The sequence below is a fragment of the Citrobacter youngae genome (assembly GCF_003818115.1).
Lineage (GTDB): Bacteria > Pseudomonadota > Gammaproteobacteria > Enterobacterales > Enterobacteriaceae > Citrobacter > Citrobacter youngae.
On sequence record NZ_RPOI01000028.1, the window covers coordinates 35,802 to 61,956 of the forward strand.

The following is a 26,155-nucleotide window of genomic DNA, read 5'->3' on the forward strand; positions in this document are numbered from 1 at the left end:
GAAGTGAAAACACTAACAAGAAAACTCTCCCGCACGGCCATTACCGTGATACTGGTCATTCTGGCCTTCATCGCTATTTTCCGCGCATGGGTGTTCTACACCGAGTCGCCGTGGACGCGTGATGCGCGTTTCAGCGCCGATGTCGTCGCGATTGCGCCGGATGTTGCGGGGCTTATTACCAACGTTAACATCCATGATAACCAACTGGTGAAAAAGGATCAGATCCTGTTCACCATCGACCAGCCACGCTATAAGAAAGCCCTTGAGCAGGCCGAAGCTGACGTCGCTTATTATCAGGTTCTGGCGCAGGAAAAACGCCAGGAGGCCGGTCGTCGTAACCGACTGGGCGTGCAGGCTATGTCTCGCGAAGAGATCGACCAGTCAAACAACGTCCTGCAAACCGTATTACACCAGCTTGCAAAAGCACAAGCGACCCGCGACCTGGCAAAATTAGATCTGGAACGTACCGTTATCCGTGCGCCTGCAGACGGATGGGTGACTAACCTGAACGTCTATAGCGGTGAATTTATTACGCGCGGCTCCACGGCGGTGGCACTGGTAAAACAGCACTCATTCTATGTACTGGCGTATATGGAAGAGACCAAACTGGAAGGCGTTCGCCCAGGGTATCGCGCTGAAATCACCCCGCTTGGCAGTAATAATGTGCTGAAAGGCACCGTTGATAGCGTGGCGGCTGGCGTAACGAATGCCAGCAGCACGCGGGACGCAAAGGGTATGGCGACCATTGATTCCAATCTTGAATGGGTGCGTCTGGCGCAGCGCGTGCCGGTGCGAATTCGTCTTGATGAGCAGCAGGGAACCTTGTGGCCTGCCGGGACGACGGCGACCGTCGTCATTACCGGCAAGCAGGATCGCGATGCCAGCCAGGAATCTTTCTTCCGTAAAATGGCACACCGCCTGCGCGAGTTTGGTTAATCGCGATGGGTATTTTCTCCATTGCCAACCAGCATATCCGCTTTGCGGTAAAACTGGCCTGCGCGATTGTACTGGCGCTGTTCGTTGGCTTTCACTTCCAGCTTGAGACCCCTCGCTGGGCGGTACTGACCGCAGCCATTGTGGCGGCAGGCCCGGCCTTTGCCGCTGGCGGAGAACCTTATTCAGGCGCTATCCGCTATCGCGGCATGTTGCGTATTGTCGGGACATTTATCGGCTGTATTGCCGCACTGATCATTATCATCAGCATGATCCGCGCCCCGCTATTGATGATCCTGGTGTGTTGTATCTGGGCCGGTTTTTGTACCTGGATCTCTTCACTGGTAAAGATCGAAAACTCCTATGCCTGGGGGCTTTCGGGTTACACGGCTCTGATTATCGTCATTACCATTCAGGCGGAGCCTCTGCTGACGCCACAATTTGCGCTTGAACGCTGCAGCGAGATTGTGATGGGGATTGTCTGCGCTATCATCGCCGACCTGCTCTTTTCGCCCCGTTCAGTGAAACAGGAGATAGATGTCGAGTTAGACAGTCTTCTGGTGGCGCAATATCAGCTTATGCAACTGTGTATAAAGCATGGCGATAGCGAAGAGGTGGACAAGGCCTGGGGCGCTTTAGTTCGTCGTACGGCGGCGCTGGAAGGTATGCGCAGCAACCTGAACATGGAATCCTCACGCTGGGTGCGCGCCAATCGTAGACTCAAGGCATTGAATACGCTGTCGCTCACACTCATCACGCAGTCCTGCGAAACCTATCTTATTCAGAATACGCGACCAGAACTGATTACAGATACCTTCCGCGAGTTGTTTGATACGCCGGTTGAAACGGTGCAGGACGTACATAAACAATTGAAGCGGATGCGCCGCGTGATTGTCTGGACCGGTGAGCGTGATACGCCAGTGACGATCTATAGCTGGGCCGGCGCGGCGACGCGCTACCTGCTGTTGAAACGCGGTGTGGTCAGCAATACCAAAATTAGCGCTATTGAAGAAGAGATCCTGCAAGGCGAACCGGTGGTGAAGGTGGAATCCGCCGAACATCACCATGCGCTGGTCAACTTCTGGCGTACTACGCTGTCCTGTGTGCTGGGAACCTTATTCTGGTTGTGGACCGGCTGGACATCAGGTAGCGGCGCGATGGTCATGATAGCAGTCGTCACCTCGCTGGCCATGCGTTTGCCTAACCCCCGCATGGTGGCCATCGACTTTATCTATGGCACGCTGGCAGCATTGCCGTTGGGGGCGCTCTATTTTCTGGTGATTATCCCCAATACCCAGCAAAGCATGTTGTTGCTGTGTCTGAGTCTGGCGGTGCTGGGATTCTTTCTGGGTATTGAGGTGCAGAAGCGGCGTCTGGGCTCAATGGGGGCGCTGGCGAGCACCATTAACATTATCGTGCTTGATAACCCGATGACGTTCCACTTTAGTCAGTTCCTCGACAGTGCACTGGGGCAGATTGTTGGCTGCGTATTGGCGTTTATCGTTATTCTGTTGGTGCGGGATAACTCGCGTGACAGAACAGGTCGTGTGTTGCTTAACCAGTTTGTGTCGGCAGCGGTCTCCGCAATGACCACCAATGTTGTGCGCCGTAAAGAAAACCACCTTCCGGCGTTGTATCAGCAGCTGTTTTTACTGATGAACAAATTCCCCGGCGATCTGGCAAAGTTCCGCCTGGCACTGACGATGATTATTGCTCATCAGCGTTTACGTGATGCGCCTGTACCGGTAAACGACGATTTATCGGCGTTTCATCGCCAGCTTCGCCGTACCGCCGATCAAGTTATTTCTGCAGTCAATGATGACAAACGCCGACGCTACTTTGGTCAGTTGCTGGAGGAGCTTGATATCTACCAGGAAAAATTAACGCTTTGGGAAGCCCCGCCTCAGGTGACGGAGCCAGTGAAACGACTCACGGGAATGTTGCACAAATACCAGCATGCGCTGACCAGCAATTCATAACTCATCTAACCGGAAGAGGATATCTCTTCCGGTTTCAGTTTTACCGCCCCTGTAATGTCATGATAAACGCGTTCATTAATGTGGAGAGCTGTTCGTCGAACCAGTAGGCATAAAGATCGGCTGGAATAGGGTCATTCAACGGTAAGAAACGAACGCCTGGCCAGTGGATCAATCCGCAGGTTTCTGGCAGCAAAGAGAGACCAATTCCTGCGCTAACCAGCGCCAGCGCTGTTTGCGGTTCGTTAACCTGGTGGGTAATCAGAGGATAAAATCCTACCTCAACACAGCGGTCATGTACCTGACGGGCGAAATTGCTTTGATTGAATGAAAGCGAAATGATGGGGCGTTCAGCGAGCATCGCCAGTGAGACGCTTTGGTGTTGGCAGAGAGGATCGTGTTCAGGTACGGCGAGAGCAACCGCTTCGCGGGAAATCAATTGGCTACGAATATTCGTCTCGGATTGGGGCAGTACGTTCCGGCTAATCGCAATATCAATCGTCCGGGCATGCAAGGCTTCAATTTGCTGATGTTGGGAAAGCTCCTGCAAACTCCAGTTTACGTACGGCTGTTGCTTCTTAAAGTCCTTTAGACGTGTCAGCAGCGTTCCCCACAATGCGCTACCGACTATCCCAATGTTGAAATGCTGATGTTCGCTACGGCCAATCTGCCGCACATAATTGAGGGATTGATCGGTGGTACTCAGGATACGATCGACTTCCGTTTTCAATACCTGCCCGGCTCGCGTGAGAACCACTTTACGGCTGGTACGTTCAAATAGCGTCGTTTCAAGGATCTCTTCCAGTTCTTTAATCTGCATACTCAACGGCGGTTGAGAGATGTTTAACCGGGCCGCGGCCCGGCCAAAGTGCAGCTCGTCAGCGAGAACCTGAAAATAACGCAATGTTCGAAGACGAATTCGGCTATTGGCCTGGAGATCAATCATGCTGGTTACGCGTAAGAGAGGGAGAGAAATGGCATCATGCCGTCCTCCCCAAAGCTTGTCAAACCGCAGCGGATGGCGGGCGGGCGAGACGCTCGGCCTGGCTGCAGGTGACAGCGATAACCAGCGTCAGCAGTAACACACAATAGGCGACAGTTGACGTATTCACCGCCCCCTGCAGACCAAAGTGGCTGTTTACCATGGAGGAGACGCTGGCAAACAGTAGCGTGCCCACTGTGCCGCACGTCAACAAGGCGGAGATCAAGGTTGGTGAACTGCGACTCACCTGCAGTGAACCATAGCTCATCAGGCCGGAGAATAAACCGGAGTTAAAGAAACCAAACACGCCGCACGCTATCAGAATCAGCGTGGTATTGTTGCTGTTGGCAATCAGCGCAATAGAGACCAGACCAATGCTTGCGCAGATCAGCAGGAAAGTGCGCAGTTTCATCCATTTCACGGTGAACTGATTCAGGAACAGGCCAATGGCTTTCGTCACCCAATACACAGTAGTGAATAGCGCGGCATCCTGCGCCTGAAGTGTAAAACGCGATTGCAGGTAGCCCGGTGTCCACATGGTAAAAATGGGTTCAGCCAGCAGGAAAGCAAAGAGAGTAAAACAGATCAAATAGACAGAGATCCCCCAGGGTTCTGACTCTTCCGTTTTCTCGTGTTGCTGCGGCTGCGCAGCCTCTGTCGATGGGAAGCGACAACGCAGGGTAAGTGCCAACATCAACGCGCCCAGACCGCCCATAATCCCATACATCGCAATCCAACTGGCACCCAGTTTAAACATCCAGGCTAACAGTAAGGAAAGGGTTGCTCCGGCAAAGCTGAAAAAGAAATCGGTAAAAATCAGGCTGGAAGAGCGGCTCTTTTCATCGGGATTAATACGGACCACCAGATAACTGCCGATGGTCATAAACACGCCCCCGCAGGCACCAATTCCGGCCACTGCAACGCTAAACAGCGTTAAGGTTGGTTGGATAAAAAGTACTACGCTGATAATCACGGTGAGCGTTGCAGCAATAACTAATGGTTTTTTCAGCCCCCATTTTTTCATCAGAATGCCGCCAAGCATAATAGGCACAAACATTCCGATGTTCATCAGAGTAAAGACCTGCCCGATAAAGCTGGGGTCTTTATGAAAAGCGGCACAAAGTGGCCCAAGCACAATCCCCAGTGTCGACACCAGTGCGCCAACAAAGTAATAGCTCAGGTACGAAACGGCATTGAGATTTGCGCGAGAAAACTGATTGTCTGGCATAACTTTTCTCCAGACGGAGCAGGGCGACCTGTCCGTCTACGGAACCACGATCAGGCGTACTGCTTGAGGAACTGGCTGATCAAACGAATAAAATCTTCGGTTACCATGGCAGCGCATTTCAGCGTTTGTTCATGGGAAAGCTCAACATCACTGAGACCTTCAGCCATATTTGTGATGGCTGAAACGGCCAGTACTTTCAGGCCACAGTGGCGTGCAGCTATCACTTCCGGTACCACCGACATACCGACGACATCGCCGCCCATACGCTGCATCATGCGAATCTCCGCAGCCGTCTCAAAATTAGGTCCAGGATAAGAGACAAAAGCCCCTTCATGAAGCGTGATACCCAACTGCTCTGCGGCACCGTGAAGCTGCTGGCGCAGTTCGCGATCGTATGCGTTAGCGAGGCTAAAGAAGCGAGGACCAAAGCGTTCATCGTTCGGCCCGACAAGTGGGGTAGATGGCATGGTGTTGATGTGATCGTTGAGGGCGACCAGACTACCTGCAGGAATATCTACGTTCAGCGAACCCGCGGCGTTGGTACAGAATAAAAATTCGCAGCCCAACAGTTTAAAGGTACGTACGGCATGGGTCATGATGCCCATTCCCAGCCCTTCATAAAAATGCCCACGTCCCTTCATGCAGATGAGGTCGATACCATAAAGCGTTCCCATCACCACTTCCCCGGCATGGCCGATTACGGTGCTGACCGGAAACCCAGGTAATTGTTGATATGAAAGCGTGGTTTTATTTTCCATGCGATCGGCAAGAGCCCCCAGACCTGACCCAAGTATCAGAGCGATACGTGGATGAAAATTGGGTTTTGCAGAACGCAGAATTTCAGCCGCTTCATACGGGGTATCGTTGACAACAGACATGGACATATCGACTCCAGAGACTATTCAGTTGCATGCATTTTGTGGAGGCTTCAATTACAAATCCAATATGATAAATGCGGTTATTGATATGATTTTTATATTGAAAAAATCAGATAAATATCGGATCTATTATTTTTCAGAAAGTTATGGCCAACCTGTTTCATACTGTTTCCGAAACGCAGTCATAGGATTGCACAAAAATGTGATGTATCTCTCTTTGTCTAAACGATGAACAGTTCATTCCTGACGTATTACGCACACTGAGGCAGGGCTATACTTAAGACGAGTATTTAGCTGGGGGTGGTAAACGATGCCTGGACCGCAGGAACATAAAATTTTGCTGGCGGGATAGGGGAAACAGGTTGAGGAAGACCCTGCATATCGGTGGTCTGTGGAGTAACTGGCGTCGGGATGGTGGCTATAGATGAATATCTATACGTTTGATTTTGACGAGATTGAAAATCAGAGTGATTTCTACCGTGAGTTTGCACGTACATTCGGTCTGGCCCGGGAAAAGGTGGTCGATTTAGATTCTTTGTGGGAGGTTGTGGTTGGGGAAATCTTGCCTTTACCTCTGGAAATCGAATTTGTTCATTTACCGGATAAGTTACGCAGGCGATATGGTGCGCTGATTTTACTGTTCGATGAAGCAGAAGAAGAGCTCGAAGGACAGTTACGCTTTAACGTTCGTCACTCAAAACAGGTATAAAAAAGCCCCCGGCAGGCGGGGGCAAGTCGTCGGACTAGACGACGAGGGTTTATTTGTACAATTCTGCGGTTGCATGCCAGTGAGCACCTTCACGGAGTTCAGTGACACGATAGCTGCTGGCGCCCGCTTTTTCTGCTTTAGCGGTGATTGCCTGACGCATATCCATTGGTGAGCTACCGATCTGAGATACAGAGATGGTACCCATGGATTGCAGATTCTGTGCTTCTTGCGAGTTCACCTGATTAACAGCGGCGCTTGCACCGAAAGAGAGAACTGAGAGAAGGCTTAAAGTTGCAACAGTGGTTTTGATTTTCATGATATTTACCTCGTCGAATTCTTTTACTAGGGGTCTTTGTTTCGTGACCCTCATCACAAAATCAAGTATACACTAATCACGCGATAAATTAATACCACGCTAATTGTTTCTATGGTAATCAAGTGTTAAAAAAATTATTTTTTATAACTATATGGAATTAAAAATACAGGTTAGAACTTGTTTTTAAAAATAAAATCAATAAATTCATGAGGATATGATATTTTGCAAATTGTGCGTTTTTGATTGGGATCATTCACTGTGTGAATGTATTTTGGCGGTGAAACGCACTATTTGTTAAATGTTCGGTAGTGGAAAGTTGAGAAGGGGAGCAGAAAAGAGAGATTTTTCCCCGCCACAGGGCGTGACGGGGAAGGGGATTACAGTTCTTGTTCAAACAGTTCCAGAATGGCTTCGTACAGGTCTTTGACCGTAAAACCTTTGGCCGGTGTGGTGAAGATGGTATCGTCACCAGCAATCGTTCCAAGAATACCTTCTGCTTTCCCCAGTGAATCCAGCAGGCGGGCAATTAGCTGCGCAGCGCCTGGGCTGGTATGAATAACGACAACGGCATCGTTGTAGTCGATATCCAGCACCAGATTTTTCAACGGGCTTGACGTTGTCGGGACTCCCAGCTCTGCAGGCAGACAGTACACCATTTCCATTTTCGCATTGCGGGTACGCACGGCACCAAACTTGGTCAGCATGCGTGAAACCTTGGACTGGTTGATATTATCAAAGCCCTGATCCTGCAACGCGAGGACGATTTCGCCCTGAGAGCTGAATTTTTCTTCTTTAAGCAGCGCTTTAAACGCCTTTACTAATTCTTCTTGTTTTGCCGAGCTTCGCATAAGTCACCCGTAATATGGCGGTAGAAACAACATTATTGTGCATACAGATGAATTTTTATGCAAACGGTCTGCCTCGTTCAAGGCTGAAATAATGTTATGAAAGAGCGGAATTTTATCAAATTTCGTTATCAAGAAACATGCCTGTGTCACGGCTCGCAAATAAGATTAAAAGTAAATTAAATGTTATCAAATTGATGTTGTTTTGAGATGGCTGTAGGGTATATTGTCAGCACCTGTTGGAAAGTTGCTCTACTGTGCGAGTGGTTTTGAATTACGTAACTTAGGTTTTATTTTACGTAAGTTAAATGCATAAAAGCCAAATTTGCGTGACTACGCATTCTTGACGCGTGGTTATTGAATTCGTTGGATTTGTGAATTAAGGTCGCCGCCGCGGAGCAATAGACATTTTGCTTATCAATATAATAAGGAGTTTAGGATGAAAGTTGCAGTCCTCGGCGCTGCTGGTGGTATCGGTCAGGCGCTAGCATTACTGTTAAAAACCCAACTGCCTTCAGGTTCAGAACTCTCCCTGTACGACATCGCTCCAGTAACGCCTGGTGTGGCCGTTGATTTGAGCCATATCCCTACTGCTGTGAAAATCAAAGGCTTCAGCGGTGAAGATGCGACCCCTGCACTGGAAGGTGCTGACGTGGTGCTGATTTCTGCGGGTGTTGCACGTAAACCAGGTATGGACCGTTCTGACCTGTTTAACGTGAATGCTGGCATCGTGAAGAATCTGGTGCAGCAGGTTGCTACAACTTGCCCGAAAGCGTGTATCGGTATCATCACTAACCCAGTGAACACGACCGTTGCTATTGCTGCTGAAGTGCTGAAAAAAGCAGGCGTATACGATAAGAACAAACTGTTTGGCGTAACTACGCTGGACATCATCCGCTCCAACACCTTTGTGGCGGAACTGAAAGGCAAGCAGCCTGGCGACGTTGAAGTCCCGGTTATCGGTGGACACTCTGGTGTGACCATTCTGCCGCTGCTGTCACAAATCCCTGGTGTAAGCTTCACTGAACAAGAAGCGGCCGACCTGACCAAACGTATCCAGAACGCGGGTACTGAAGTTGTGGAAGCAAAAGCCGGTGGCGGGTCTGCAACCCTGTCTATGGGTCAGGCTGCAGCACGTTTTGGTCTGTCACTGGTTCGCGCGCTGAGCGGCGAAAAAGGTGTGGTGGAATGTGCTTACGTTGAAGGCGATGGCCAGTATGCTCGCTTCTTCTCTCAGCCGCTGCTGCTGGGCAAAAATGGCGTAGAAGAACGTCAGTCCATCGGTAAACTGAGCGCGTTCGAACAAAGCTCGCTGGAAGGCATGCTGGATACGCTGAAGAAAGATATCACGCTGGGCGAAGAGTTCGTTAAATAACTCTTTTCGGTAGGCCTGATAAGACGTTTTGCGTCGCCATCAGGCATACAGATGCCGGATGCGGCGTAAACACCTTATCCGGCCTACAAGCCCATCGAAATGTTAAAAAAACCGGATGATTTCCGGTTTTTTTATATCCGCGTTAGTTCGTCGCCGGATATTCCTGAATCGTGACCTGCAGCGTCAACTGCTTGTCATCGCGCATCACGACCACGGAGATAACCGAACCGGGGCGAATCTCAGCGACCTGATCCATGGTCTCCAGCGCTGATACTGCCGGTTTATTATTTACCGAAATGATGAGGTCGTTGACCTGAATTCCGGCCTGGGCCGCCGGGCCATCCGGTGCCACTTCATTCACGACAATCCCCTGAATTTGATCCATGCCGCTACCTTGTGCATGCAGCGGTGCAATTTCACGCCCGCTGATGCCGATGTAGCCACGAATAACGCGCCCGTCGCGGATCAGCTTATCCATGATTTTCGTTGCCAACTGAAACGGAATGGCAAAGCCAATCCCTTCCGGCGTTTCACCATCATTGCTTTTATCAAACGACAGTGTGTTAATCCCCATCAACTCACCCAGAGAGTTAACCAGCGCACCGCCAGAGTTACCATGGTTAATGGAGGCATCCGTTTGCAGGAAGTTTTGCCGGCCCGTTGGGTTCAGGCCAATACGCCCCGTGGCGCTGATGATCCCCTGAGTGATGGTTTGCCCAAGGTTGTACGGGTTACCAATGGCAAGCACGACATCACCAATATGCGGTACACGTTTGTTATTAATCGGGATCGTCGGCAGCCCGCCTGCTGCGTTGATTTTCAGCACCGCAAGGTCGGTTAAGGTATCGGAGCCAACAAGCAGCGCTTCAAAGACACGCCCATCCTGCAATGCGACGATGATTTGGTCGGCATCATTAATGACGTGCTTGTTGGTAATGATATAGCCGCGCTGATCCATGATTACGCCTGAACCGAGCGTGCGGATCTCAAGCTGGTTATGCGTCGTGCTGTTCATACTGCGGTTGTACACGTTGACCACGGCAGGCGCAGCACGGCGAACTGCCGGGTTATAGCTGGCAGGTGTTTCATCTGTGCTGTCGAACTGTGGTGCGGTAAGCGTATTAATTTTGCGCAGAGAGGGCATCGCGGCCAGCAGAATGGCGCCGACGATTAAACCAATCGCGACCGAACGTAAAAGCTTCACAAACATGATGGCGGCGTCATTAAAAAGGGAACGGCAGCAGCATATCACGAGTTTACCGGACATCACACGGGGGCTGATGTCCGGTTGTCCTGGTTAACGCAAAAGCAGGTAAATACTCTCGTTTCCACGAACGACCTGCAGAGCAATGATTGACGGTTTCGTTTCCAGCACTTTACGCATTTCGGCAATCGAGTTCACCCGATCGCGGTTAACGCCAATGATAACGTCATCTTTATGCAGGCCGGCCTGCGCGGCTGGGCTGCTTTTTTCGACGTTATCAATTCGAATACCTTTGGCACCGTCTTTTAACTGCCCGTCGCTGAGCGTGGCGCCTTGCAACGCAGGGGCAATCATTTCCGCACTGGCGGAAGATGATGTACTGGTATCCAGAGTGACTTCAACCTCCAGCGGTTTACCGTTACGCAGCAGACCCAGTTTGACCTTGGTCCCTGGTTCGGTTGTCGCAATGCGTGAACGCAGTTCGGCGAAGCTGTTAAGCGGTTTGCCATTGAGGCTGGTAATAACATCACCGGATTTCACGCCCGCTTTTGCGGAACCGGAGTTGGGCAGAACCTCGCTGACAAACGCGCCACGTTGTACATCCAGTTTGAATGCTTTAGCGATGTCAGCGGTCATTTCAGTACCTTTAATACCCAGCAGACCGCGTTTGATTTCGCCAAACTGCATTAACTGCTGCGCCAGCGTACGCGCCATGTTACTGGGGATAGCAAAGCCGATCCCAATGCTGCCGCCGCCAGGCGCCAGAATGGCGGTATTGATACCAATCAGCTCACCGTTGAGGTTAAGTAATGCACCGCCGGAGTTACCGCGGTTAATAGACGCATCGGTCTGAATAAAGTTTTCCAGACCTTCCAGGTTCAACCCGCTACGACCCAAAGCCGATACGATGCCGGAGGTGGCAGTTTGCCCCAAACCAAACGGGTTACCCACGGCTACCGCGAAATCACCCACGCGGAGTTTGTCGGAGTCGGCAATGGCAATTTGCGTCAGGTTGCTGGGATGTTGAATTTGCAGCAGAGCGATGTCGCTCTGATCGTCGCTGCCGATAAGCTTAGCGTCGAACTCGCGGCCATCGTTCAGCTGAACGCTAATTTTCTGTGCCTGATTAATAACGTGGTTGTTGGTCAGAACATAGCCTTTGGCAGCGTCAATAATGACCCCGGAACCTAACCCTTCAAAAGGTTGGGAAGGTTGATCGGGCAGTTCATCACCAAAAAACTTTTTGAACTCTTCCGGGACTTTCTGCCCCTGAGTGGCGGTACCTTCGACTCTCACGCTAACCACGGCTGGTAACACTTTTTCCAGCATCGGGGCGAGGCTGGGAAGCGCTGCCTGTCCGGGGACCTGGCCGGGAATCGACGCAACGGCCTGGAATGGCGCCGAGAGAGTTAACCCGACACTTAACGCTAATGCACTCAACAGCTGGGTTTGTTTTTTCATGGATCCTGCTCTCGTACCTTGAGTAAACGGAAGATGATTCAAAACAGTTTGATGTTATTGAATTTTCGGTTTGGTCACAATGAGGCTAACGACTAAATAATAGCTGGGACGGGAAGAGAAGCGGAGGGCGCAATTGCTGCGCCCCATAAATTTCTTAACGATGTGCAGTTAGTCGCGCTTTGCGCCACTACGCAGCAGGCCGGAAGCCCCTTCGGAATAGTCACGCGGCATCTGAACCGGCGCCTGATCGTTACCCGCTTCAGACTCAGCCAGACGATTGCGGAATGGGTTATTTTCCGCTGACATGCCCGGCAGCAGGTTGCTGGAACTTTTCGCCATATGCTGGTAGATCTGACGATAATCGTCCGCCATGTTATCCAGCAATTCAGCGCTGCGGGCAAAGTGGCTCACCAGCTCTTCGCGGTACTCTTCCAGTTCAGCTTTGTTCTTTTCCAGTTCGTACTGTAATGCCTGCTGTTGGCGTAATTTACGATTACCAAAACGCATGGCTACAGCACCAATAATGATACCGACGACTAACCCAATTAGCGCATATTCCCAGGTCATGAACATCTCCCGTTGTCTTTTGTTTCCGTAGGGTGTTGGCTTTAGGCTCCATGCCTGCGCCTGATTATGCCACTATAACCGCTAATCCCGTAGAAGTGGAATCCCGTGTTTATATCACGTAATGTAGAACGGCCTTTTTTTCGTCAACCGTGAGCGACGGCACATCGATTCTCAAGGAATAACAATAACATCATGCAAAGCTTTTCCCCGACATCGCGATACCTGCAGGCCCTTAACGACGGTAGCCATCAACCCGACAACGTACAACAAGAAGCGGTGAATCGACTGGAAACGATTTACCAGGAGCTCACGACGATTACACCTCCAGCGGCGCAGGAGAGTGGACTGATGGCCCGCTTTGGTAAATTGCTGGGTAAGCGTGAGCCGAAGGAAAACACGCCGGTGCGTGGTCTGTATATGTGGGGGGGCGTAGGGCGTGGAAAAACCTGGCTGATGGATCTGTTCTACCATAGCCTGCCGGGCGGACGTAAACAGCGTTTGCACTTTCACCGTTTTATGCTGCGCGTCCATGAAGAGCTTACCGCCCTGCAGGGGCAGAGCGATCCGCTGGAAATCATTGCCGACCGTTTTAAGGCCGAAACGGACGTGCTGTGCTTTGACGAGTTTTTTGTTTCTGACATCACCGATGCCATGCTGCTCGGCGGTCTGATGAAGGCGCTGTTTGCCCGTGGCATTACGCTGGTCGCGACCTCCAATATTCCGCCAGATGAACTGTATCGTAACGGTTTGCAACGTACGCGCTTCCTTCCCGCTATCGAAGCCATTAAACAGTATTGCGACATCATGAACGTGGACGCCGGCGTTGACTACCGGTTACGTACGTTAACTCAGGCACACTTATGGCTGGCCCCGCTTAATGATGAAACGCGGCGGCAGATGGATAAGCTCTGGCTGGCCTTGGCGGGCGCGAAAGGTGATCACGCGCCGACGCTGGAGATTAACCACCGCCCGATGCAGACGCTGGCCGTTGAGAACCAGACGCTGGCGGTATCGTTCACTACGTTGTGCGTCGATGCTCGCAGTCAGCACGATTACATCGCCTTGTCGCGCCTGTTCCACACGGTGCTGCTGTCTGATGTACCGGTCATGACGACGCTGATGGAGAGTGAGGCACGACGCTTTATCGCGCTGGTGGATGAGTTCTACGAACGCCACGTTAAGCTGGTGGTCAGCGCCGCAGCGCCTTTATATGAAATCTACCAGGGCGAGCGCCTGAAGTTTGAATTCCAGCGTTGTTTGTCGCGTTTGCAGGAGATGCAAAGCGAGGAGTATCTGAAGCGGGAACATTTAGCTGGTTAAACCTGCCGCAAATCACATAAAGGGGTCGATCTTTGACCCTGACTTCTCTATAATCTTGCGACCCCACGTTACGAGAGAGTTTTTTTCCCAAAACTTTCTATGCGCCGGCATAGGCTATTCGAAGGGGTAGGTTTGCTGGACAATGTCGTGTGAACCTCAACTGACAAAACGTTTGGGTGTTCACCAACGTGTAACTTATTTATTTGGGTAAGCTTTTAATGAAAACTTTTACAGCTAAACCAGAAACCGTAAAACGCGACTGGTATGTTGTTGACGCGACCGGTAAAACTCTGGGCCGTCTGGCTTCCGAACTGGCTCTGCGCCTGCGCGGTAAGCACAAAGCGGAATACACTCCGCACGTAGATACCGGTGATTACATCATCGTTCTGAACGCTGACAAAGTTGCTGTAACCGGCAACAAGCGTACTGACAAAGTGTACTATCACCACACCGGCCACATCGGTGGTATCAAACAAGCGACCTTTGAAGAGATGATTGCTCGCCGTCCTGAGCGTGTGCTTGAAATCGCGGTTAAAGGCATGCTGCCAAAAGGCCCGCTGGGTCGTGCTATGTTCCGTAAACTGAAAGTTTACGCTGGCAACGAGCACAACCACGCGGCACAGCAACCGCAAGTTCTTGACATCTAATCGGGATTATAGGCAATGGCTGAAAATCAATACTACGGCACTGGTCGCCGCAAAAGTTCCGCAGCTCGCGTTTTCATCAAACCGGGTAGCGGTAAAATCGTAATCAACCAACGTTCTCTGGAACAGTACTTCGGTCGTGAAACTGCCCGCATGGTAGTTCGTCAGCCGCTGGAACTGGTCGACATGGTTGAGAAACTGGATCTGTACATCACTGTTAAAGGTGGTGGTATCTCTGGTCAGGCTGGTGCGATCCGTCACGGTATCACCCGCGCTCTGATGGAGTACGACGAATCCCTGCGTGGCGAACTGCGTAAAGCAGGCTTCGTTACTCGTGATGCTCGTCAGGTTGAACGTAAGAAAGTCGGTCTGCGTAAAGCACGTCGTCGTCCTCAGTTCTCCAAACGTTAATTGTACTCTGCTCCGGCAGACGACAATTTGCGAAAAAACCCGCTTCGGCGGGTTTTTTTATGGTTATTTCTCCGTGTAGAACCACGGTAATCCGCTGATTGCCACCTCTTTTTCCCCATTTCCAGAATCGACTCACCACAAAGGTCACAAAATCTGGTAAACTATCATCCAATTTTCTGCCCAAATGTCCGGTATCGCTCATTTTTTGTTTGTATTTTGAACAGTAATGGCTTTCCCGAATCTGGGTGACATCACTTCTGGCTGGTCACATAGTGGCTGGTAGCAGTAAAAATTCTGAATATACCTGGAGGTTTTCATGGCTGTCGCTGCCAACAAACGTTCGGTAATGACGCTGTTTTCTGGTCCTACTGACATCTATAGCCATCAGGTCCGCATCGTGCTGGCTGAAAAAGGTGTTAGTTTCGAGATTGAGCACGTGGAAAAGGACAATCCACCGCAGGATCTGATCGACCTCAACCCGAATCAGAGCGTCCCGACACTGGTGGATCGTGAGCTGACCCTGTGGGAATCTCGCATCATTATGGAATACCTGGATGAGCGCTTCCCGCATCCGCCGCTGATGCCGGTTTACCCGGTTGCGCGTGGTGAGAGCCGCCTGTACATGCAGCGTATTGAAAAAGACTGGTACACGCTGATGAACGTCATCGTGAACGGTTCCGCATCTGAAGCCGATGTTGCACGTAAACGTCTGCGTGAAGAGCTGCTGGCAATTGCCCCAGTCTTTGGTCAAAAACCGTATTTCCTGAGCGATGAGTTCAGCCTGGTCGATTGCTATCTGGCGCCGCTGCTGTGGCGTTTACCGCAGCTGGGTATTGAATTCAACGGTGCAGGTTCGAAAGAACTGAAAGGGTATATGACCCGCGTCTTTGAACGTGACTCTTTCCTGGCTTCTCTGACTGAGCCTGAACGTGAAATGCGTCTGGGCCGGGGTTAACCTGTATGGATTTGCCACAGTTAACGCCACGCCGTCCGTATCTGCTGCGCGCATTCTATGAGTGGTTGCTAGACAACCAGCTCACGCCGCACCTGGTGGTGGATGTGACGCTCCAGGACGTGCAGGTTCCGATGGAATATGCACGTGACGGGCAAATTGTTTTGAATATTGCGCCGCGTGCCGTGGGCAATCTGGAACTGGCAAACGACGAAGTGCGCTTTAACGCGCGCTTTGGCGGCGTGCCGCGCAACGTTTCCGTACCACTGGCGGCGGTACTCGCGATCTATGCCCGTGAAAACGGAGCAGGAACGATGTTTGAACCTGAAGCGGCCTATGACGAAGATGTCGACAGCCTCAATGATGACAATGTCGCGCCTGAGAGCGAAAACGAAACGGTGATGTCGGTGATTGATGGCGATAAACCGGATAATCACGATGACGATCCTGACGACACACCGCCGCCTCCGCGCGGTGGGCGTCCGGCGCTACGCGTAGTGAAATAATCAAACAGGCCCTTGCGGGCCTGTTTTGCATTCTGCGTCAGATATCAATAAAACAGCGCGATAGTGGCAATCATATTGACCACAAATCCTATCGCCATTGGGATGGCTGTCCGTTTTACTACCTCAAAAGGCGACACGCCAGCAATACCGGATGTCACGACAATCACAGCGGTAATCGGTGAAACCGCACGTGCCAGCGTGGTGGCGAAGTGCATCGGCATAATCATCACAACCGCAGGAATATGCAGCCCCGCAGCAATATCCGGGATCAGACTGGCGAATGACATAAACGGTGCATTCCCGGATCCCATCACAATTGCGCAGGCGGCGATAACCACGGCCATAATGATCATTACACCGATACCGCCAAGCCCGGAGTGTTCCGCACCTTTAATCACCGCATCGACGGTGCCGATAGTGGTTAAACCCTTGGCAAAGATCTCACCGGCCACCACCAGTGTGACGACGTTGGCAAACTGTGTTCCCATGCCGTCAAAAAACGCCTGCACATCATCCATAGTCTCACGCAGATTATGTTTATGAAGAAACTCCACAAACATGGTCAGCGACAAACTCATTAGCATCACCACCACCAGATTCAACTCTGCCTGCATTAATCCCATATGCGCCAGCAACAGCGAGCCCAACATCAGGAGCAGCGGCATCACCGGTAAAATGGCGTAATAGAGTGGCGGCACATCTTCCAGCGTCTTTTGTTCACTGAAGCCTGTGCTGTCTGGTTGTGTTTTTTGATCAAACCGGCGTTGAACGAAAAAGTGTGCGATGGCGACGGCGATGATGACGCAGGATGCGACAGGAAGTTGGTAGTGGAAGAAATAAGTGGCTATTTTCATCCCCGCAACCTGTGCGGCGAAAATTGAGTTAGTTTCCAGAATGCCCCATTCAATCGACATCGAAGTGGCAATGACCGCTACCGCGGATAAACGGCTCACGCCCAGGCTGACCAGCGTTGGGAAGAGCGTAACCATCAGCAGCATGCCCAATCCGGAAGCACTGGTGATGAACTGTGCCATGATTTGACCAATTACATACGTCGCGGCAAGCACAATATAGGGTGAGTGGATGTGCTTAAGTGGGCGGCTCAACAGGCTGACCATTGCCCGGCTGGCTCCCATTCTGTCCATATAGCGGGCATAACCGCCCACCGCCATGATGGATAACCCCAGTCCGGCCGCCCGGTTTGAAAGCATACGAAGAATTTCATTATAAATATCGACCAGCAGATAACCGCTGCTTTTGTCGCTGGCGACCAGTGCGCCGTACCCCAACCAGACGCCGCAGATCATCAGGAAGATCCCGGCTGCTGCCAGTACTACCTGTGGTTTGTAGTTTTTGAGGATCAGGTAACCCATCGTTAATAAAACGATGACAGAGATAATAATGCCGAACATTTTTTCACTCCATGCCAGAGAAGAAGATAAATCCGGTAATAACGCTGTTTTAAATGCGGATGTTATATTTTTTCTGGCATGTGTTTTGGAGTGGACATCGTGTTTTTATAATCGAGATTTGGTTATTTTTCGTTTTAAAATAGTGGCTTATGATTTATTTTAAAGATGATATTCGCAGATTTCATAAAGTTGGTTTTATCCCATGATAATAAAAAACTGTCCGCTCAATCATTCATATTTAAATATATGAATTTTATATATCATCGGTATGAGCATATCTCCCACAGACCACCATTTCACCCTGCTTTCGATCCTGTGTTACGATGAACTCGCTGTTATTTGTCACCACGACTTAGCTGAATGGACCCTATGAACGCATTTGATTCGCAAGCTGAAGACTCTCCATCCACCATTGGCCGTAGCTTACGCAGCCGCCCGCTGGCGCGTAAAAAACTGTCTGAAATGGTTGAGGAAGAACTTGAACAGATGATTCGCCGTCGGGAATTTGGCGAAGGGGAACAGTTGCCGTCAGAGCGAGAACTGATGGCTTTTTTCAATGTTGGCCGTCCTTCTGTACGAGAAGCGCTGGCGGCGTTAAAGCGTAAAGGTCTGGTGCAAATTAACAACGGTGAACGCGCCCGCGTTTCACGTCCTTCGGCCGATACGATTATCAGCGAACTGTCCGGCATGGCGAAAGATTTCCTCTCACATCCTGGTGGCATTTCCCATTTTGAGCAGCTGCGATTGTTCTTTGAGTCCAGCCTGGTGCGTTATGCCGCAGAGCATGCCACTGACGAGCAAATCGACAGGTTGGCGAAAGCGCTGGAGATCAACAGTCAGTCGCTGGAAGACAATGCGCTCTTCATCCGTTCAGATGTTGACTTCCACCGTGTGCTGGCAGAGATCCCGGGCAACCCCATCTTTATGGCGATCCATGTTGCGCTGTTAGACTGGTTAATAGCTGCCCGTCCGGCCGTCGCCGATCAAGAATTGTATGAGCACAATAACGTGAGTTATCAGCAGCATATCGCTATTGTCGACGCGATTCGCCAGCGCGATCCTGAAGAAGCAGACCGCGCGCTGCAAGAACATCTCAATAGCGTTTCCGCAACCTGGCACGCCTTCAGCAAAAGTAAAAAATTGCGTAAGTAATCGCGATCCTGACGATCTTTTAGTGAAGCAGATCGCACTATAAGCGTTCTGTATTGTATTGCTGCTTATTTGATCTGGTATAACAGGTATAAAGGTATGTAGTCAGACAAAACTAATCATCTTCAGAGGTCGTTATGGCAAGAAATTTAAAAGGCGTAATGCCAGCGTTATTAACTCCATTCGATAACCAGCAGAAACTGGACACCGAGAGCTTGCGCCGTCTGGTGCGTTTCAACATTGGGCAGGGCGTTAATGGGCTCTATGTCGGTGGCTCAACGGGTGAGGCCTTTGTCCAGAACCGAGCTGAAAGAGAGCAGGTGCTGGAAATTGTTGCTGAAGAAGCAAAAGGCAAAGTGACCCTGATCGCCCACGTCGGCACGGTGAGCACTGAAGAGAGCCAGCAGCTGGCGAGCGCTGCGCATCGCTACGGATTTGATGCGGTTTCGGCCGTTACGCCGTTTTACTATCCGTTCAGCTTTGAAGAGCACTGCGATCACTACCGCGCAATTATTGATTCCGCCGATGGCTTACCGATGGTGGTCTATAACATCCCGGCACTGAGCGGCGTAAAACTGACGCTGGATCAGATCAACACGTTGGTGACGTTGCCGGGCGTTGGCGCGCTGAAGCAAACCTCAGGCGATCTCTATCAAATGGAACAGGTCCGCCGCGCTCACCCCGATCTGGTGCTTTACAACGGCTATGACGAGATCTTCGCTTCTGGGTTGCTGGCCGGTGCGGATGGTGGGATTGGCAGTACTTACAACATCATGGGATGGCGTTATCAGGGAATTGTGAAAGCGCTCAAAGAAGGCGATATCCGGGCTGCACAAAAGCTGCAAACCGAGTGCAATGAGGTTATCGATCTGCTCATCAAGGTTGGCGTATTCCGCGGTCTGAAAACGGTACTGCACTATATGGATGTGGTTTCTGTACCGTTGTGCCGTAAACCGTTCGCTCCCGTAGATGAACAATATTTGCCAGAACTGAAAGCCCTGGCGAACCAACTGCTGGCGGAAAAAGCGTAACCGCGGGTAGCCGGGGACGCTTTGCTTGCCCGGCCTGGATTTTTCGACCGTAGGCCGGATCGGGCAAAGCCGCCATCCGGCACAACAACAAAGATCGTCGGGAGAGTAAAATGAGTACTTCTACCCAGAGCATCCCGTGGTATCGCCATCTCAACCGGGCACAATGGCGGGCATTTTCTGCCGCCTGGTTGGGGTATCTGCTTGATGGTTTTGATTTTGTGTTAATCGCCCTTGTGCTGACCGAAGTTCAAGGTGAATTTGGTTTGACGACGGTGCAGGCGGCGAGCCTGATTTCAGCCGCCTTCATCTCTCGCTGGTTTGGCGGGTTAATGCTGGGTGCGATGGGTGACCGTTATGGACGTCGCCTGGCAATGGTCACCAGTATCATTCTGTTCTCTGTGGGGACGCTGGCCTGTGGCTTCGCGCCAGGCTACACCACCATGTTTATCGCCCGCCTGGTAATCGGTATGGGAATGGCAGGTGAGTACGGTTCCAGCGCGACTTATGTTATTGAAAGCTGGCCTAAACACCTGCGAAATAAAGCCAGCGGCTTCCTGATTTCTGGTTTCTCCGTTGGCGCGGTGATCGCTGCGCAGGTCTACAGCCTGGTGGTTCCGGTCTGGGGATGGCGTGCGCTGTTCTTCATCGGCATTCTGCCGATTATCTTTGCCCTCTGGCTGCGTAAAAATATTCCGGAGGCAGAGGACTGGAAAGAAAAACACGCAGGTAAAGCGCCAGTGCGCACTATGGTGGATATTCTCTACCGGGGCGAGCATCGGGTAATTAATATTCTGATGACGATCGCCGCTGCAACCGCGCTGTGGTTCTGCTTTGCTGGCGACCTGCAAAATGCGACTATCGTGGCGGTCCTCGGCCTGATATGTGCGTTTATTTTCATTAGCTTTATGGTGCAAAGCAGCGGTAAACGTTGGCCGACGGGTGTGATGCTGATGGTTGTCGTGCTGTTCGCATTTCTCTACTCGTGGCCGATTCAGGCGCTGCTGCCAACGTATTTGAAAACTGAACTGATGTATGACCCTTCAACGGTTGCCAGGGTCCTGTTCTTTAGTGGCTTTGGTGCGGCGGTTGGCTGCTGCGTCGGTGGTTTCCTTGGCGACTGGCTGGGTACCCGCAAGGCTTATGTGTGCAGTCTGCTGGCCTCGCAGTTGCTGATTATCCCTGTGTTTGCGATTGGCGGGGCCAACGTCTGGGTTCTGGGTTTGCTACTGTTTTTCCAGCAAATGCTTGGGCAGGGGATCTCCGGGATCTTACCAAAACTTATTGGTGGTTATTTCGATACCGACCAACGTGCCGCGGGCCTGGGGTTCACCTACAACGTAGGGGCACTTGGTGGGGCACTGGCACCGATCATCGGGGCGCTGATTGCACAACGTCTGGATCTGGGCACAGCGCTGGGATCGCTCTCTTTCGGCCTGACATTTGTGGTGATCCTGTTGATTGGCCTTGATATGCCGTCTCGTGTACAGCGTTGGCTGCGGCCTGAAGCACTACGTACACATGATGCCATTGATGGTAAACCGTTTAGTGGAGCCGTGCCGTTTGGCGGCGATAAAAGCACCATGGTGAAATCAAAAAGTTAATCCGCTTGCCCGGCGTTGAGCCGGGCAAGATTCGAAAGGGAAGATGTATGTCGTTACTTGAGCTACTGGATAAAAAGATTGCCGCTGATGGCGGACTGATTGTCTCCTGCCAGCCCGTTCCTGACAGCCCGCTGGATAAACCTGAAATTGTCGCCGCCATGGCGCTGGCAGCCGAGCAGGCTGGTGCGGTGGCGCTGCGTATTGAAGGCGTGGAAAACCTGCAGGCGACCCGGGCGGTCGTTTCGCTGCCAATTATAGGTATTCTGAAACGCGATCTTGCTGACTCCCCTGTACGCATCACTGCATTTTTAGGTGATGTCGATGCGTTGGCGCAGGCGGGAGCTGACATTATAGCGATTGATGGTACAGACCGCATGCGTCCTGTTCCCGTCGCCGCACTGTTGGCACGAATTCATCAACATCACTGTCTGGCCATGGCCGACTGTTCGTCGCTGGAAGACGGCCTGGCCTGCCAGCAACTCGGCGCGGAAATTATTGGTACGACGCTGTCGGGTTATACGACACCAGAAACACCAGATGAGCCTGATCTGGCGCTGGTGAAAGCGTTACGTGATGCCGGGTGTCGGGTGATTGCCGAAGGACGTTATAACACGCCAGCACAAGCAGCTGAAGCCATGCGCCACGGGGCCTGGGCGGTGACAGTGGGTTCTGCTATTACCCGACTGGAACACATTTGCCAGTGGTACACCACGGCGATGAAAAAGGCCGCGCTATGACCACCCTGGCGATTGATATCGGCGGTACTAAACTGGCCGCTGCACTGGTTGATGGTCGCCTGCAAATGCGTGACCGTCACGAACTTCCGACACCCGCCAGCAAAACACCACAAGCGCTGCGAGCTGCACTGGAAGCGCTGATTGAGCCGTTGCTGGCACAGGCTCAGCGCGTGGCGATTGCCTCAACCGGCATCATCCGTGAGGGCGCGCTCCTGGCACTGAATCCATTAAATCTGGGGGGATTGATGCATTTCCCGCTGGTGCAAACGCTGGAGTCATTCACCGGTCTACCGACGTTGGCGGTGAATGACGCACAGGCCGCTGCGTGGGCTGAATATCATGCACTTGGCGGGAAATACCACGATATGGCGTTTATTACTGTATCGACCGGTGTTGGTGGCGGCGTGGTTAGCAACGGAAAGTTGTTAACCGGAGCCGGGGGGCTGGCGGGGCATGTAGGTCATACACTGGCGGACCCGTATGGTCCGCAATGTGGTTGTGGACGAGTGGGGTGCGTGGAGGCTATCGCTTCTGGCCGTGGGATTGCAGCGGCAGCCGAAGGCTCACTTGCTGGATGTGATGCAAAAACTATTTTTAGCCGGGCCAGACAAGGGGATGAACAGGCGTGTCAATTGATCCAGCGATCGGCATGCACGTTGGCACGTCTGATTGCCGATGTGAAGGCGACAACCGACTGCCAGTGCGTTGTTATTGGCGGAAGCGTCGGGTTGGCTGAAGGTTATCTGGCGCAGGTGAAAGCCTGGCTGGCACAGGAACCCGCGACTTATCACGTGAAATTACTGGCGGCACATTACCGTCATGACGCTGGACTACTGGGGGCCGCGCTGTTGGCCCAGGGAGAATGATGATGATGTCAGGGGATTTACAGTCTCAGCTTTCTGCTGGATTGCATCCAGTATTGCAGCAGGCATTAACGCAGGCTGTTGCGGCAAAACCGCAGGATAAAGCACCGGGGCGCTATGAGCTGCAAGGTGAGAATGTCTTTATGAACGTCATGCAGTTTGTTACGCAACAACCGGAGCAAAAGAAAGCGGAGTTGCACGAGCAATATATTGATATTCAGGTACTGCTGGCGGGTGAAGAACGTATTCTGTTCGGGATGACCGATTCTGCTCGCCAGTGCGATGAGATGCATGTTGAGGATGACTATCAGCTGTGCAGCGAGATTGCCGATGAGCAGGCGATCGTACTGAAGCCGGGAAGATTTGCGATTTTTATGCCGGGCGAGCCGCATAAACCGGGCTGTGTGGTGCAAGCCCCGATGGACATTAAAAAGGTGGTGATTAAGGTGCGCGCCAGCTTATTACACGTCTGACAGACCGTGTCGGATGGCAAGGCTTGTGCCATCCGACACTGGATAGAACAACCTAGCGCTTAAACGTCACCGCTTCCGGTTGTGCCAGATGCAGCGTGGTCTGGCTTGGCACCGTTTCAGCAATGACTCGTCCGTGACGAATGGAATAACGTGCAGGCGTCTGGCGACGAACCGCATCAAACCCATTTTCTGCCGCTAAAATTACCAGATTTCCGGCGTTCCCCACGTTCAGACCATAATCCTGCAGGTGCAGGGTTTTCGCACTGTGGGTAGTGATCAGGTTCAGCCCATCGTTAATCTGTCCGTATCCCATCAGCTGACACACATGTAATCCCATATGCAGTACCTGCAGCATATTGGCGGTGCCCAGCGGATACCACGGGTCGAAGACGTCATCATGGCCGAAGCAGACGTTGATGTCCGCTTCCAGCATCTCCTTGACGCGGGTGATGCCACGGCGCTTAGGATAGGTGTCAAAACGTCCTTGCAGGTGAATATTCACTAGCGGATTCGCGACGAAGTTAATACCTGACATTTTTAACAGACGGAAAAGGCGGGAAGCATATGCGCCGTTGTAGGAATGCATCGCTGTGGTGTGGCTGGCTGTCACGCGCGATCCCATGCCATCGCGATGTGCCAGCGCCGCGACGGTTTCAACAAAGCGCGATTGCTCATCATCAATCTCGTCACAGTGCACATCGATAAGTCGGTCATACTTCTGTGCCAGGGCGAAAGTTTTGTGCAGCGACTCTACGCCATATTCACGCGTGAATTCAAAGTGAGGAATTGCGCCAATGACGTCGGCACCCAAACGCACAGCTTCTTCTAGCAGCGCTTCGCCGTTGGGATAAGAAAGAATACCTTCCTGTGGGAACGCCACAATCTGCAGCTCCACCCACGGTGCCACTTCTTGCTTCACTTCCAGCATGGCTTTCAGCGCCGTCAGCGTAGGATCGGAAACGTCTACGTGAGTTCGGACATACTGGATGCCGTTGGCCATCTGCCACTTGAGAGTCTGCATGGCGCGGGTCTTCACGTCTTCGTGGGTGAGCATCGCCTTGCGTTCGGCCCAGCGCTCAATACCTTCAAACAACGTACCCGATTGGTTCCAACTGGGCTCCCCTGCAGTTTGCGTGGTGTCCAGATGGATATGTGGCTCAACGAACGGTGGAATGGCCAGCCCGCCTTCAGCATCAAGCACCTTGCCCTGTGGCGCAGATGCTGTTTCCTGGGGATCAATACGGCTAAAACGCCCGTTTTCAATCGTGATTTGCCACAATCCTTCACGCCCCTGCAGACGGGTTTGAGTTAGAGTGATGGTGTTATTCTGCATGGCTGACCTCCGGGGATTTAGCAAGGCTGCGATTGAAAAGTGGGTTCAGCAGGATATAGCTGAATACGCCGCCAAGTACGGCGTTGACCGGCACAATACCGGGAATATAGTGACCTGCGGCAATGCCTAATGCAACGGACAAGATAGCTATCCAGTTGACGGGAATAAACTGTGCTGTGTTGAAGTTGGTGTACCGGCGGTGGTTTAACAGATAATCGGCAATAATCACTCCGCCAATAGGAGGGATGGCCGCCGACAGGAATGTCAGCCAGCCGACAAAGTTATTGTAAAGCCATAATGCGCACAGTGTGCCGATAATACCGTTGGCCACGGACAATGTGCGGCTGGAAAGGCCGGTAATATTGGCAAATCCCAGACCGGAGGCGTACAGCGCGTTGTCGTTAGTCGTCCAGATGTTCAGACCGAGCACTACAATCGCGGGCAGCAGCAGTCCCTGGGCAATCATCACGTCGGAGATATCCGCCTGTCCAACCGCAGCCGCGCCCGCAGCGCCGAAGATGAACATCAAGGAGTTGCCAAGGAAAAACGCCACCATGGCAATCAGCACCGCGCCTTTGGCGTTGCGACCAAAGCGCACGAAGTCGGCGGTTAATGTTCCTGCGCTGACAAACGAACCGACCACCAGCGCCAGGGCGGTGGAGAAATTCAGCGGCGTCTGCGGCACTATCGCTTTTAAATGGTCTAAACCGCCGACATCACTCACCGCCAGCCAGACGGAGTAGCTGCCAAGAACGACGATGGCGGGGACGGCGATAATAGATAAAATGGTCAGCGCTGAGATGCCAAAAAAGATGGTCAAGGTCATCAACAGACCGGAAACCGCAATCAGGATATTGACGTCAATTCCCGTCGCTTTGCCCACCGGGATAGCAAACATAGCCACACCCACGCCAAACCAGCCTACCTGCGTACCGCCTAACAACAGTGAGGGAAGCCATGAACCTTTCAAACCAAATGAGTAACGCGCCAGAAGGTGGGTTGAGAGCCCTGTTTTTGCGCCGATAAAGCCGAGAAATGCAGTGTAAATACCGAGGAGAAGATTACCGAAGAGAACTGCCAGGAAGAAATCATTATAGGAAAGACCGGTACCGAGTGTGCCACCGGTCCACATACTGGCGGAAAAAAAATGTAAGCCCCAACATGACAAATGTTAGTGGAACCACGCCTTTCCGCGCCGCCAGAGGGACGGAGCCCTGGCTATAATTGTTGTCCTGCGACACAACGCCTC

General features: G+C 51.9%; 25 protein-coding genes and 1 pseudogene. 15 read left to right on the top strand and 11 right to left on the bottom strand.

Going from position 1 to position 26,155, the window contains the following annotated elements:
- The first annotated feature begins 3 nt into the window (after positions 1-3).
- Together aaeA and aaeB are read left to right on the top strand one after the other, a co-directional pair.
- Positions 4-936, top strand: a complete 933-nt coding sequence (gene aaeA / locus EHN13_RS21360) for a p-hydroxybenzoic acid efflux pump subunit AaeA (protein WP_003025174.1) — start codon at positions 4-6, stop codon at positions 934-936.
- 5 nt (positions 937-941) lie between these two features.
- Entirely contained in the window at positions 942-2,912 is a 1,971-nt protein-coding gene (gene aaeB / locus EHN13_RS21365) for a p-hydroxybenzoic acid efflux pump subunit AaeB (RefSeq protein WP_048213453.1), read from the top strand.
- A 40-nt stretch (positions 2,913-2,952) separates the two neighbouring features.
- On the opposite strand, the gene EHN13_RS21370 is transcribed toward aaeB, so the two are convergent.
- From EHN13_RS21370 to xapA, 3 genes are read right to left on the bottom strand one after another with little or no spacing between them, the layout of a single operon-like run.
- Positions 2,953-3,855, bottom strand: a complete 903-nt coding sequence (locus EHN13_RS21370; RefSeq protein ID WP_061068702.1) for a LysR family transcriptional regulator — start codon at positions 3,853-3,855, stop codon at positions 2,953-2,955.
- Positions 3,856-3,913: 58 nt separating this feature from the next.
- Entirely contained in the window at positions 3,914-5,119 is a 1,206-nt protein-coding gene (tsgA, locus tag EHN13_RS21375; protein ID WP_061068701.1) for an MFS transporter TsgA, read from the bottom strand.
- Positions 5,120-5,169: 50 nt separating this feature from the next.
- The gene (gene xapA, locus EHN13_RS21380) at positions 5,170-6,003 is read right to left on the bottom strand and encodes a xanthosine phosphorylase (protein WP_124022054.1); all 834 of its coding nucleotides are present in this window, start codon (positions 6,001-6,003) and stop codon (positions 5,170-5,172) included.
- Positions 6,004-6,421: 418 nt separating this feature from the next.
- On the opposite strand from xapA, the gene EHN13_RS21385 reads away from it, so the two are divergent.
- Entirely contained in the window at positions 6,422-6,706 is a 285-nt protein-coding gene (locus EHN13_RS21385; RefSeq protein WP_048213449.1) for a barstar family protein, read from the top strand.
- 49 nt (positions 6,707-6,755) lie between these two features.
- On the opposite strand, the gene yhcN is transcribed toward EHN13_RS21385, so the two are convergent.
- Both yhcN and argR read right to left on the bottom strand, forming a co-directional pair.
- Positions 6,756-7,022 carry a peroxide/acid stress response protein YhcN gene (gene yhcN / locus EHN13_RS21390; protein WP_101741926.1) on the bottom strand — a complete coding sequence of 89 codons (267 nt, stop codon included), beginning with the start codon at positions 7,020-7,022 and terminating at the stop codon, positions 6,756-6,758.
- 377 nt (positions 7,023-7,399) lie between these two features.
- On the bottom strand, positions 7,400-7,870 hold the full coding sequence (argR, locus tag EHN13_RS21395) for a transcriptional regulator ArgR (RefSeq protein ID WP_003025162.1): 471 nt from the start codon (positions 7,868-7,870) through the stop codon (positions 7,400-7,402).
- 436 nt (positions 7,871-8,306) lie between these two features.
- Here argR and mdh point away from each other — a divergent pair, with 436 nt between their 5' ends.
- Complete coding sequence (gene mdh, locus EHN13_RS21405; RefSeq protein ID WP_040234161.1) at positions 8,307-9,242, top strand: malate dehydrogenase; 936 nt, start codon at positions 8,307-8,309, stop codon at positions 9,240-9,242.
- A 142-nt stretch (positions 9,243-9,384) separates the two neighbouring features.
- Here mdh and degS read toward each other — a convergent pair whose 3' ends face one another.
- From degS to zapG, 3 genes are all read right to left on the bottom strand, one after another.
- Entirely contained in the window at positions 9,385-10,452 is a 1,068-nt protein-coding gene (degS, locus tag EHN13_RS21410) for an outer membrane-stress sensor serine endopeptidase DegS (RefSeq protein WP_005121354.1), read from the bottom strand.
- Positions 10,453-10,539: 87 nt separating this feature from the next.
- The gene (gene degQ / locus EHN13_RS21415; protein WP_124022055.1) at positions 10,540-11,907 is read right to left on the bottom strand and encodes a serine endoprotease DegQ; all 1,368 of its coding nucleotides are present in this window, start codon (positions 11,905-11,907) and stop codon (positions 10,540-10,542) included.
- Positions 11,908-12,075: 168 nt separating this feature from the next.
- Positions 12,076-12,474 (bottom strand): Z-ring associated protein ZapG, encoded by a 399-nt coding sequence (gene zapG, locus EHN13_RS21420; protein WP_048213446.1) that lies wholly within the window; start codon positions 12,472-12,474, stop codon positions 12,076-12,078.
- A 192-nt stretch (positions 12,475-12,666) separates the two neighbouring features.
- On the opposite strand from zapG, the gene zapE reads away from it, so the two are divergent.
- The 5 genes from zapE to sspB all read left to right on the top strand — a co-directional run bounded on the left by zapE (position 12,667) and on the right by sspB (position 16,307).
- The gene (gene zapE / locus EHN13_RS21425; protein WP_124022056.1) at positions 12,667-13,794 is read left to right on the top strand and encodes a cell division protein ZapE; all 1,128 of its coding nucleotides are present in this window, start codon (positions 12,667-12,669) and stop codon (positions 13,792-13,794) included.
- 218 nt (positions 13,795-14,012) lie between these two features.
- Positions 14,013-14,441, top strand: a complete 429-nt coding sequence (gene rplM / locus EHN13_RS21430; RefSeq protein WP_003025141.1) for a 50S ribosomal protein L13 — start codon at positions 14,013-14,015, stop codon at positions 14,439-14,441.
- Between the two features lie 15 nt (positions 14,442-14,456).
- Complete coding sequence (gene rpsI / locus EHN13_RS21435; protein ID WP_003025138.1) at positions 14,457-14,849, top strand: 30S ribosomal protein S9; 393 nt, start codon at positions 14,457-14,459, stop codon at positions 14,847-14,849.
- Positions 14,850-15,165: 316 nt separating this feature from the next.
- On the top strand, positions 15,166-15,804 hold the full coding sequence (sspA, locus tag EHN13_RS21445) for a stringent starvation protein SspA (protein ID WP_048213444.1): 639 nt from the start codon (positions 15,166-15,168) through the stop codon (positions 15,802-15,804).
- A 5-nt stretch (positions 15,805-15,809) separates the two neighbouring features.
- Entirely contained in the window at positions 15,810-16,307 is a 498-nt protein-coding gene (sspB, locus tag EHN13_RS21450; protein ID WP_124022057.1) for a ClpXP protease specificity-enhancing factor, read from the top strand.
- Positions 16,308-16,351: 44 nt separating this feature from the next.
- Here sspB and dcuC read toward each other — a convergent pair whose 3' ends face one another.
- Positions 16,352-17,719, bottom strand: a complete 1,368-nt coding sequence (gene dcuC, locus EHN13_RS21455) for an anaerobic C4-dicarboxylate transporter DcuC (protein ID WP_124022058.1) — start codon at positions 17,717-17,719, stop codon at positions 16,352-16,354.
- 360 nt (positions 17,720-18,079) lie between these two features.
- On the opposite strand from dcuC, the gene nanR reads away from it, so the two are divergent.
- The 6 genes from nanR (at position 18,080) to nanQ (ending at position 23,573) form a co-directional block, all read left to right on the top strand.
- Positions 18,080-18,871 carry a transcriptional regulator NanR gene (nanR, locus tag EHN13_RS21460; RefSeq protein ID WP_048213441.1) on the top strand — a complete coding sequence of 264 codons (792 nt, stop codon included), beginning with the start codon at positions 18,080-18,082 and terminating at the stop codon, positions 18,869-18,871.
- A 134-nt stretch (positions 18,872-19,005) separates the two neighbouring features.
- Positions 19,006-19,899 (top strand): N-acetylneuraminate lyase, encoded by an 894-nt coding sequence (gene nanA / locus EHN13_RS21465; RefSeq protein WP_124022059.1) that lies wholly within the window; start codon positions 19,006-19,008, stop codon positions 19,897-19,899.
- Between the two features lie 110 nt (positions 19,900-20,009).
- Positions 20,010-21,500: a sialic acid transporter NanT gene (gene nanT / locus EHN13_RS21470; RefSeq protein ID WP_124022060.1), complete on the top strand. Its 1,491-nt coding sequence runs from the start codon at positions 20,010-20,012 to the stop codon at positions 21,498-21,500.
- 47 nt (positions 21,501-21,547) lie between these two features.
- On the top strand, positions 21,548-22,237 hold the full coding sequence (locus EHN13_RS21475) for an N-acetylmannosamine-6-phosphate 2-epimerase (RefSeq protein ID WP_124022061.1): 690 nt from the start codon (positions 21,548-21,550) through the stop codon (positions 22,235-22,237).
- Positions 22,234-23,103, top strand: coding sequence for an N-acetylmannosamine kinase (gene nanK, locus EHN13_RS21480; RefSeq protein ID WP_115601390.1), 870 nt, complete (start codon positions 22,234-22,236; stop codon positions 23,101-23,103). The genes EHN13_RS21475 and nanK overlap by 4 nt, the downstream gene beginning before the upstream one ends.
- Before the next feature lie 2 nt (positions 23,104-23,105).
- Positions 23,106-23,573: an N-acetylneuraminate anomerase gene (gene nanQ / locus EHN13_RS21485; RefSeq protein WP_101741937.1), complete on the top strand. Its 468-nt coding sequence runs from the start codon at positions 23,106-23,108 to the stop codon at positions 23,571-23,573.
- A 52-nt stretch (positions 23,574-23,625) separates the two neighbouring features.
- On the opposite strand, the gene EHN13_RS21490 is transcribed toward nanQ, so the two are convergent.
- A complete protein-coding gene (locus tag EHN13_RS21490; RefSeq protein WP_048213436.1) occupies positions 23,626-24,906 on the bottom strand; it encodes a cytosine deaminase in 1,281 nt (426 codons plus the stop codon).
- Positions 24,896-26,147 (bottom strand): annotated as a pseudogene (gene codB, locus EHN13_RS21495) (cytosine permease). Before codB ends, EHN13_RS21490 begins: the two are co-directional and overlap by 11 nt.
- Positions 26,148-26,155: the final 8 nt, after the last annotated feature.

Bases quoted from the DNA above. Each gene is read 5' to 3' on its own strand.
- dcuC (WP_124022058.1), bottom strand. From the start codon at position 17,719: ATGTTCGGCATTATTATCTCTGTCATCGTTTTATTAACGATGGGTTAC.
- nanR (WP_048213441.1), top strand. From the start codon at position 18,080: ATGGACCCTATGAACGCATTTGATTCGCAAGCTGAAGACTCTCCATCC.
- nanK (WP_115601390.1), top strand. From the start codon at position 22,234: ATGACCACCCTGGCGATTGATATCGGCGGTACTAAACTGGCCGCTGCA.
- mdh (WP_040234161.1), top strand. From the start codon at position 8,307: ATGAAAGTTGCAGTCCTCGGCGCTGCTGGTGGTATCGGTCAGGCGCTA.
- zapG (WP_048213446.1), bottom strand. From the start codon at position 12,474: ATGACCTGGGAATATGCGCTAATTGGGTTAGTCGTCGGTATCATTATT.
- degS (WP_005121354.1), bottom strand. From the start codon at position 10,452: ATGTTTGTGAAGCTTTTACGTTCGGTCGCGATTGGTTTAATCGTCGGC.
- aaeB (WP_048213453.1), top strand. From the start codon at position 942: ATGGGTATTTTCTCCATTGCCAACCAGCATATCCGCTTTGCGGTAAAA.
- rplM (WP_003025141.1), top strand. From the start codon at position 14,013: ATGAAAACTTTTACAGCTAAACCAGAAACCGTAAAACGCGACTGGTAT.
- degQ (WP_124022055.1), bottom strand. From the start codon at position 11,907: ATGAAAAAACAAACCCAGCTGTTGAGTGCATTAGCGTTAAGTGTCGGG.
- zapE (WP_124022056.1), top strand. From the start codon at position 12,667: ATGCAAAGCTTTTCCCCGACATCGCGATACCTGCAGGCCCTTAACGAC.
- nanT (WP_124022060.1), top strand. From the start codon at position 20,010: ATGAGTACTTCTACCCAGAGCATCCCGTGGTATCGCCATCTCAACCGG.
- sspB (WP_124022057.1), top strand. From the start codon at position 15,810: ATGGATTTGCCACAGTTAACGCCACGCCGTCCGTATCTGCTGCGCGCA.
- tsgA (WP_061068701.1), bottom strand. From the start codon at position 5,119: ATGCCAGACAATCAGTTTTCTCGCGCAAATCTCAATGCCGTTTCGTAC.
- nanA (WP_124022059.1), top strand. From the start codon at position 19,006: ATGGCAAGAAATTTAAAAGGCGTAATGCCAGCGTTATTAACTCCATTC.
- yhcN (WP_101741926.1), bottom strand. From the start codon at position 7,022: ATGAAAATCAAAACCACTGTTGCAACTTTAAGCCTTCTCTCAGTTCTC.
- rpsI (WP_003025138.1), top strand. From the start codon at position 14,457: ATGGCTGAAAATCAATACTACGGCACTGGTCGCCGCAAAAGTTCCGCA.
- EHN13_RS21385 (WP_048213449.1), top strand. From the start codon at position 6,422: ATGAATATCTATACGTTTGATTTTGACGAGATTGAAAATCAGAGTGAT.
- EHN13_RS21490 (WP_048213436.1), bottom strand. From the start codon at position 24,906: ATGCAGAATAACACCATCACTCTAACTCAAACCCGTCTGCAGGGGCGT.
- EHN13_RS21370 (WP_061068702.1), bottom strand. From the start codon at position 3,855: ATGATTGATCTCCAGGCCAATAGCCGAATTCGTCTTCGAACATTGCGT.
- argR (WP_003025162.1), bottom strand. From the start codon at position 7,870: ATGCGAAGCTCGGCAAAACAAGAAGAATTAGTAAAGGCGTTTAAAGCG.
- EHN13_RS21475 (WP_124022061.1), top strand. From the start codon at position 21,548: ATGTCGTTACTTGAGCTACTGGATAAAAAGATTGCCGCTGATGGCGGA.
- nanQ (WP_101741937.1), top strand. From the start codon at position 23,106: ATGATGTCAGGGGATTTACAGTCTCAGCTTTCTGCTGGATTGCATCCA.
- xapA (WP_124022054.1), bottom strand. From the start codon at position 6,003: ATGTCCATGTCTGTTGTCAACGATACCCCGTATGAAGCGGCTGAAATT.
- sspA (WP_048213444.1), top strand. From the start codon at position 15,166: ATGGCTGTCGCTGCCAACAAACGTTCGGTAATGACGCTGTTTTCTGGT.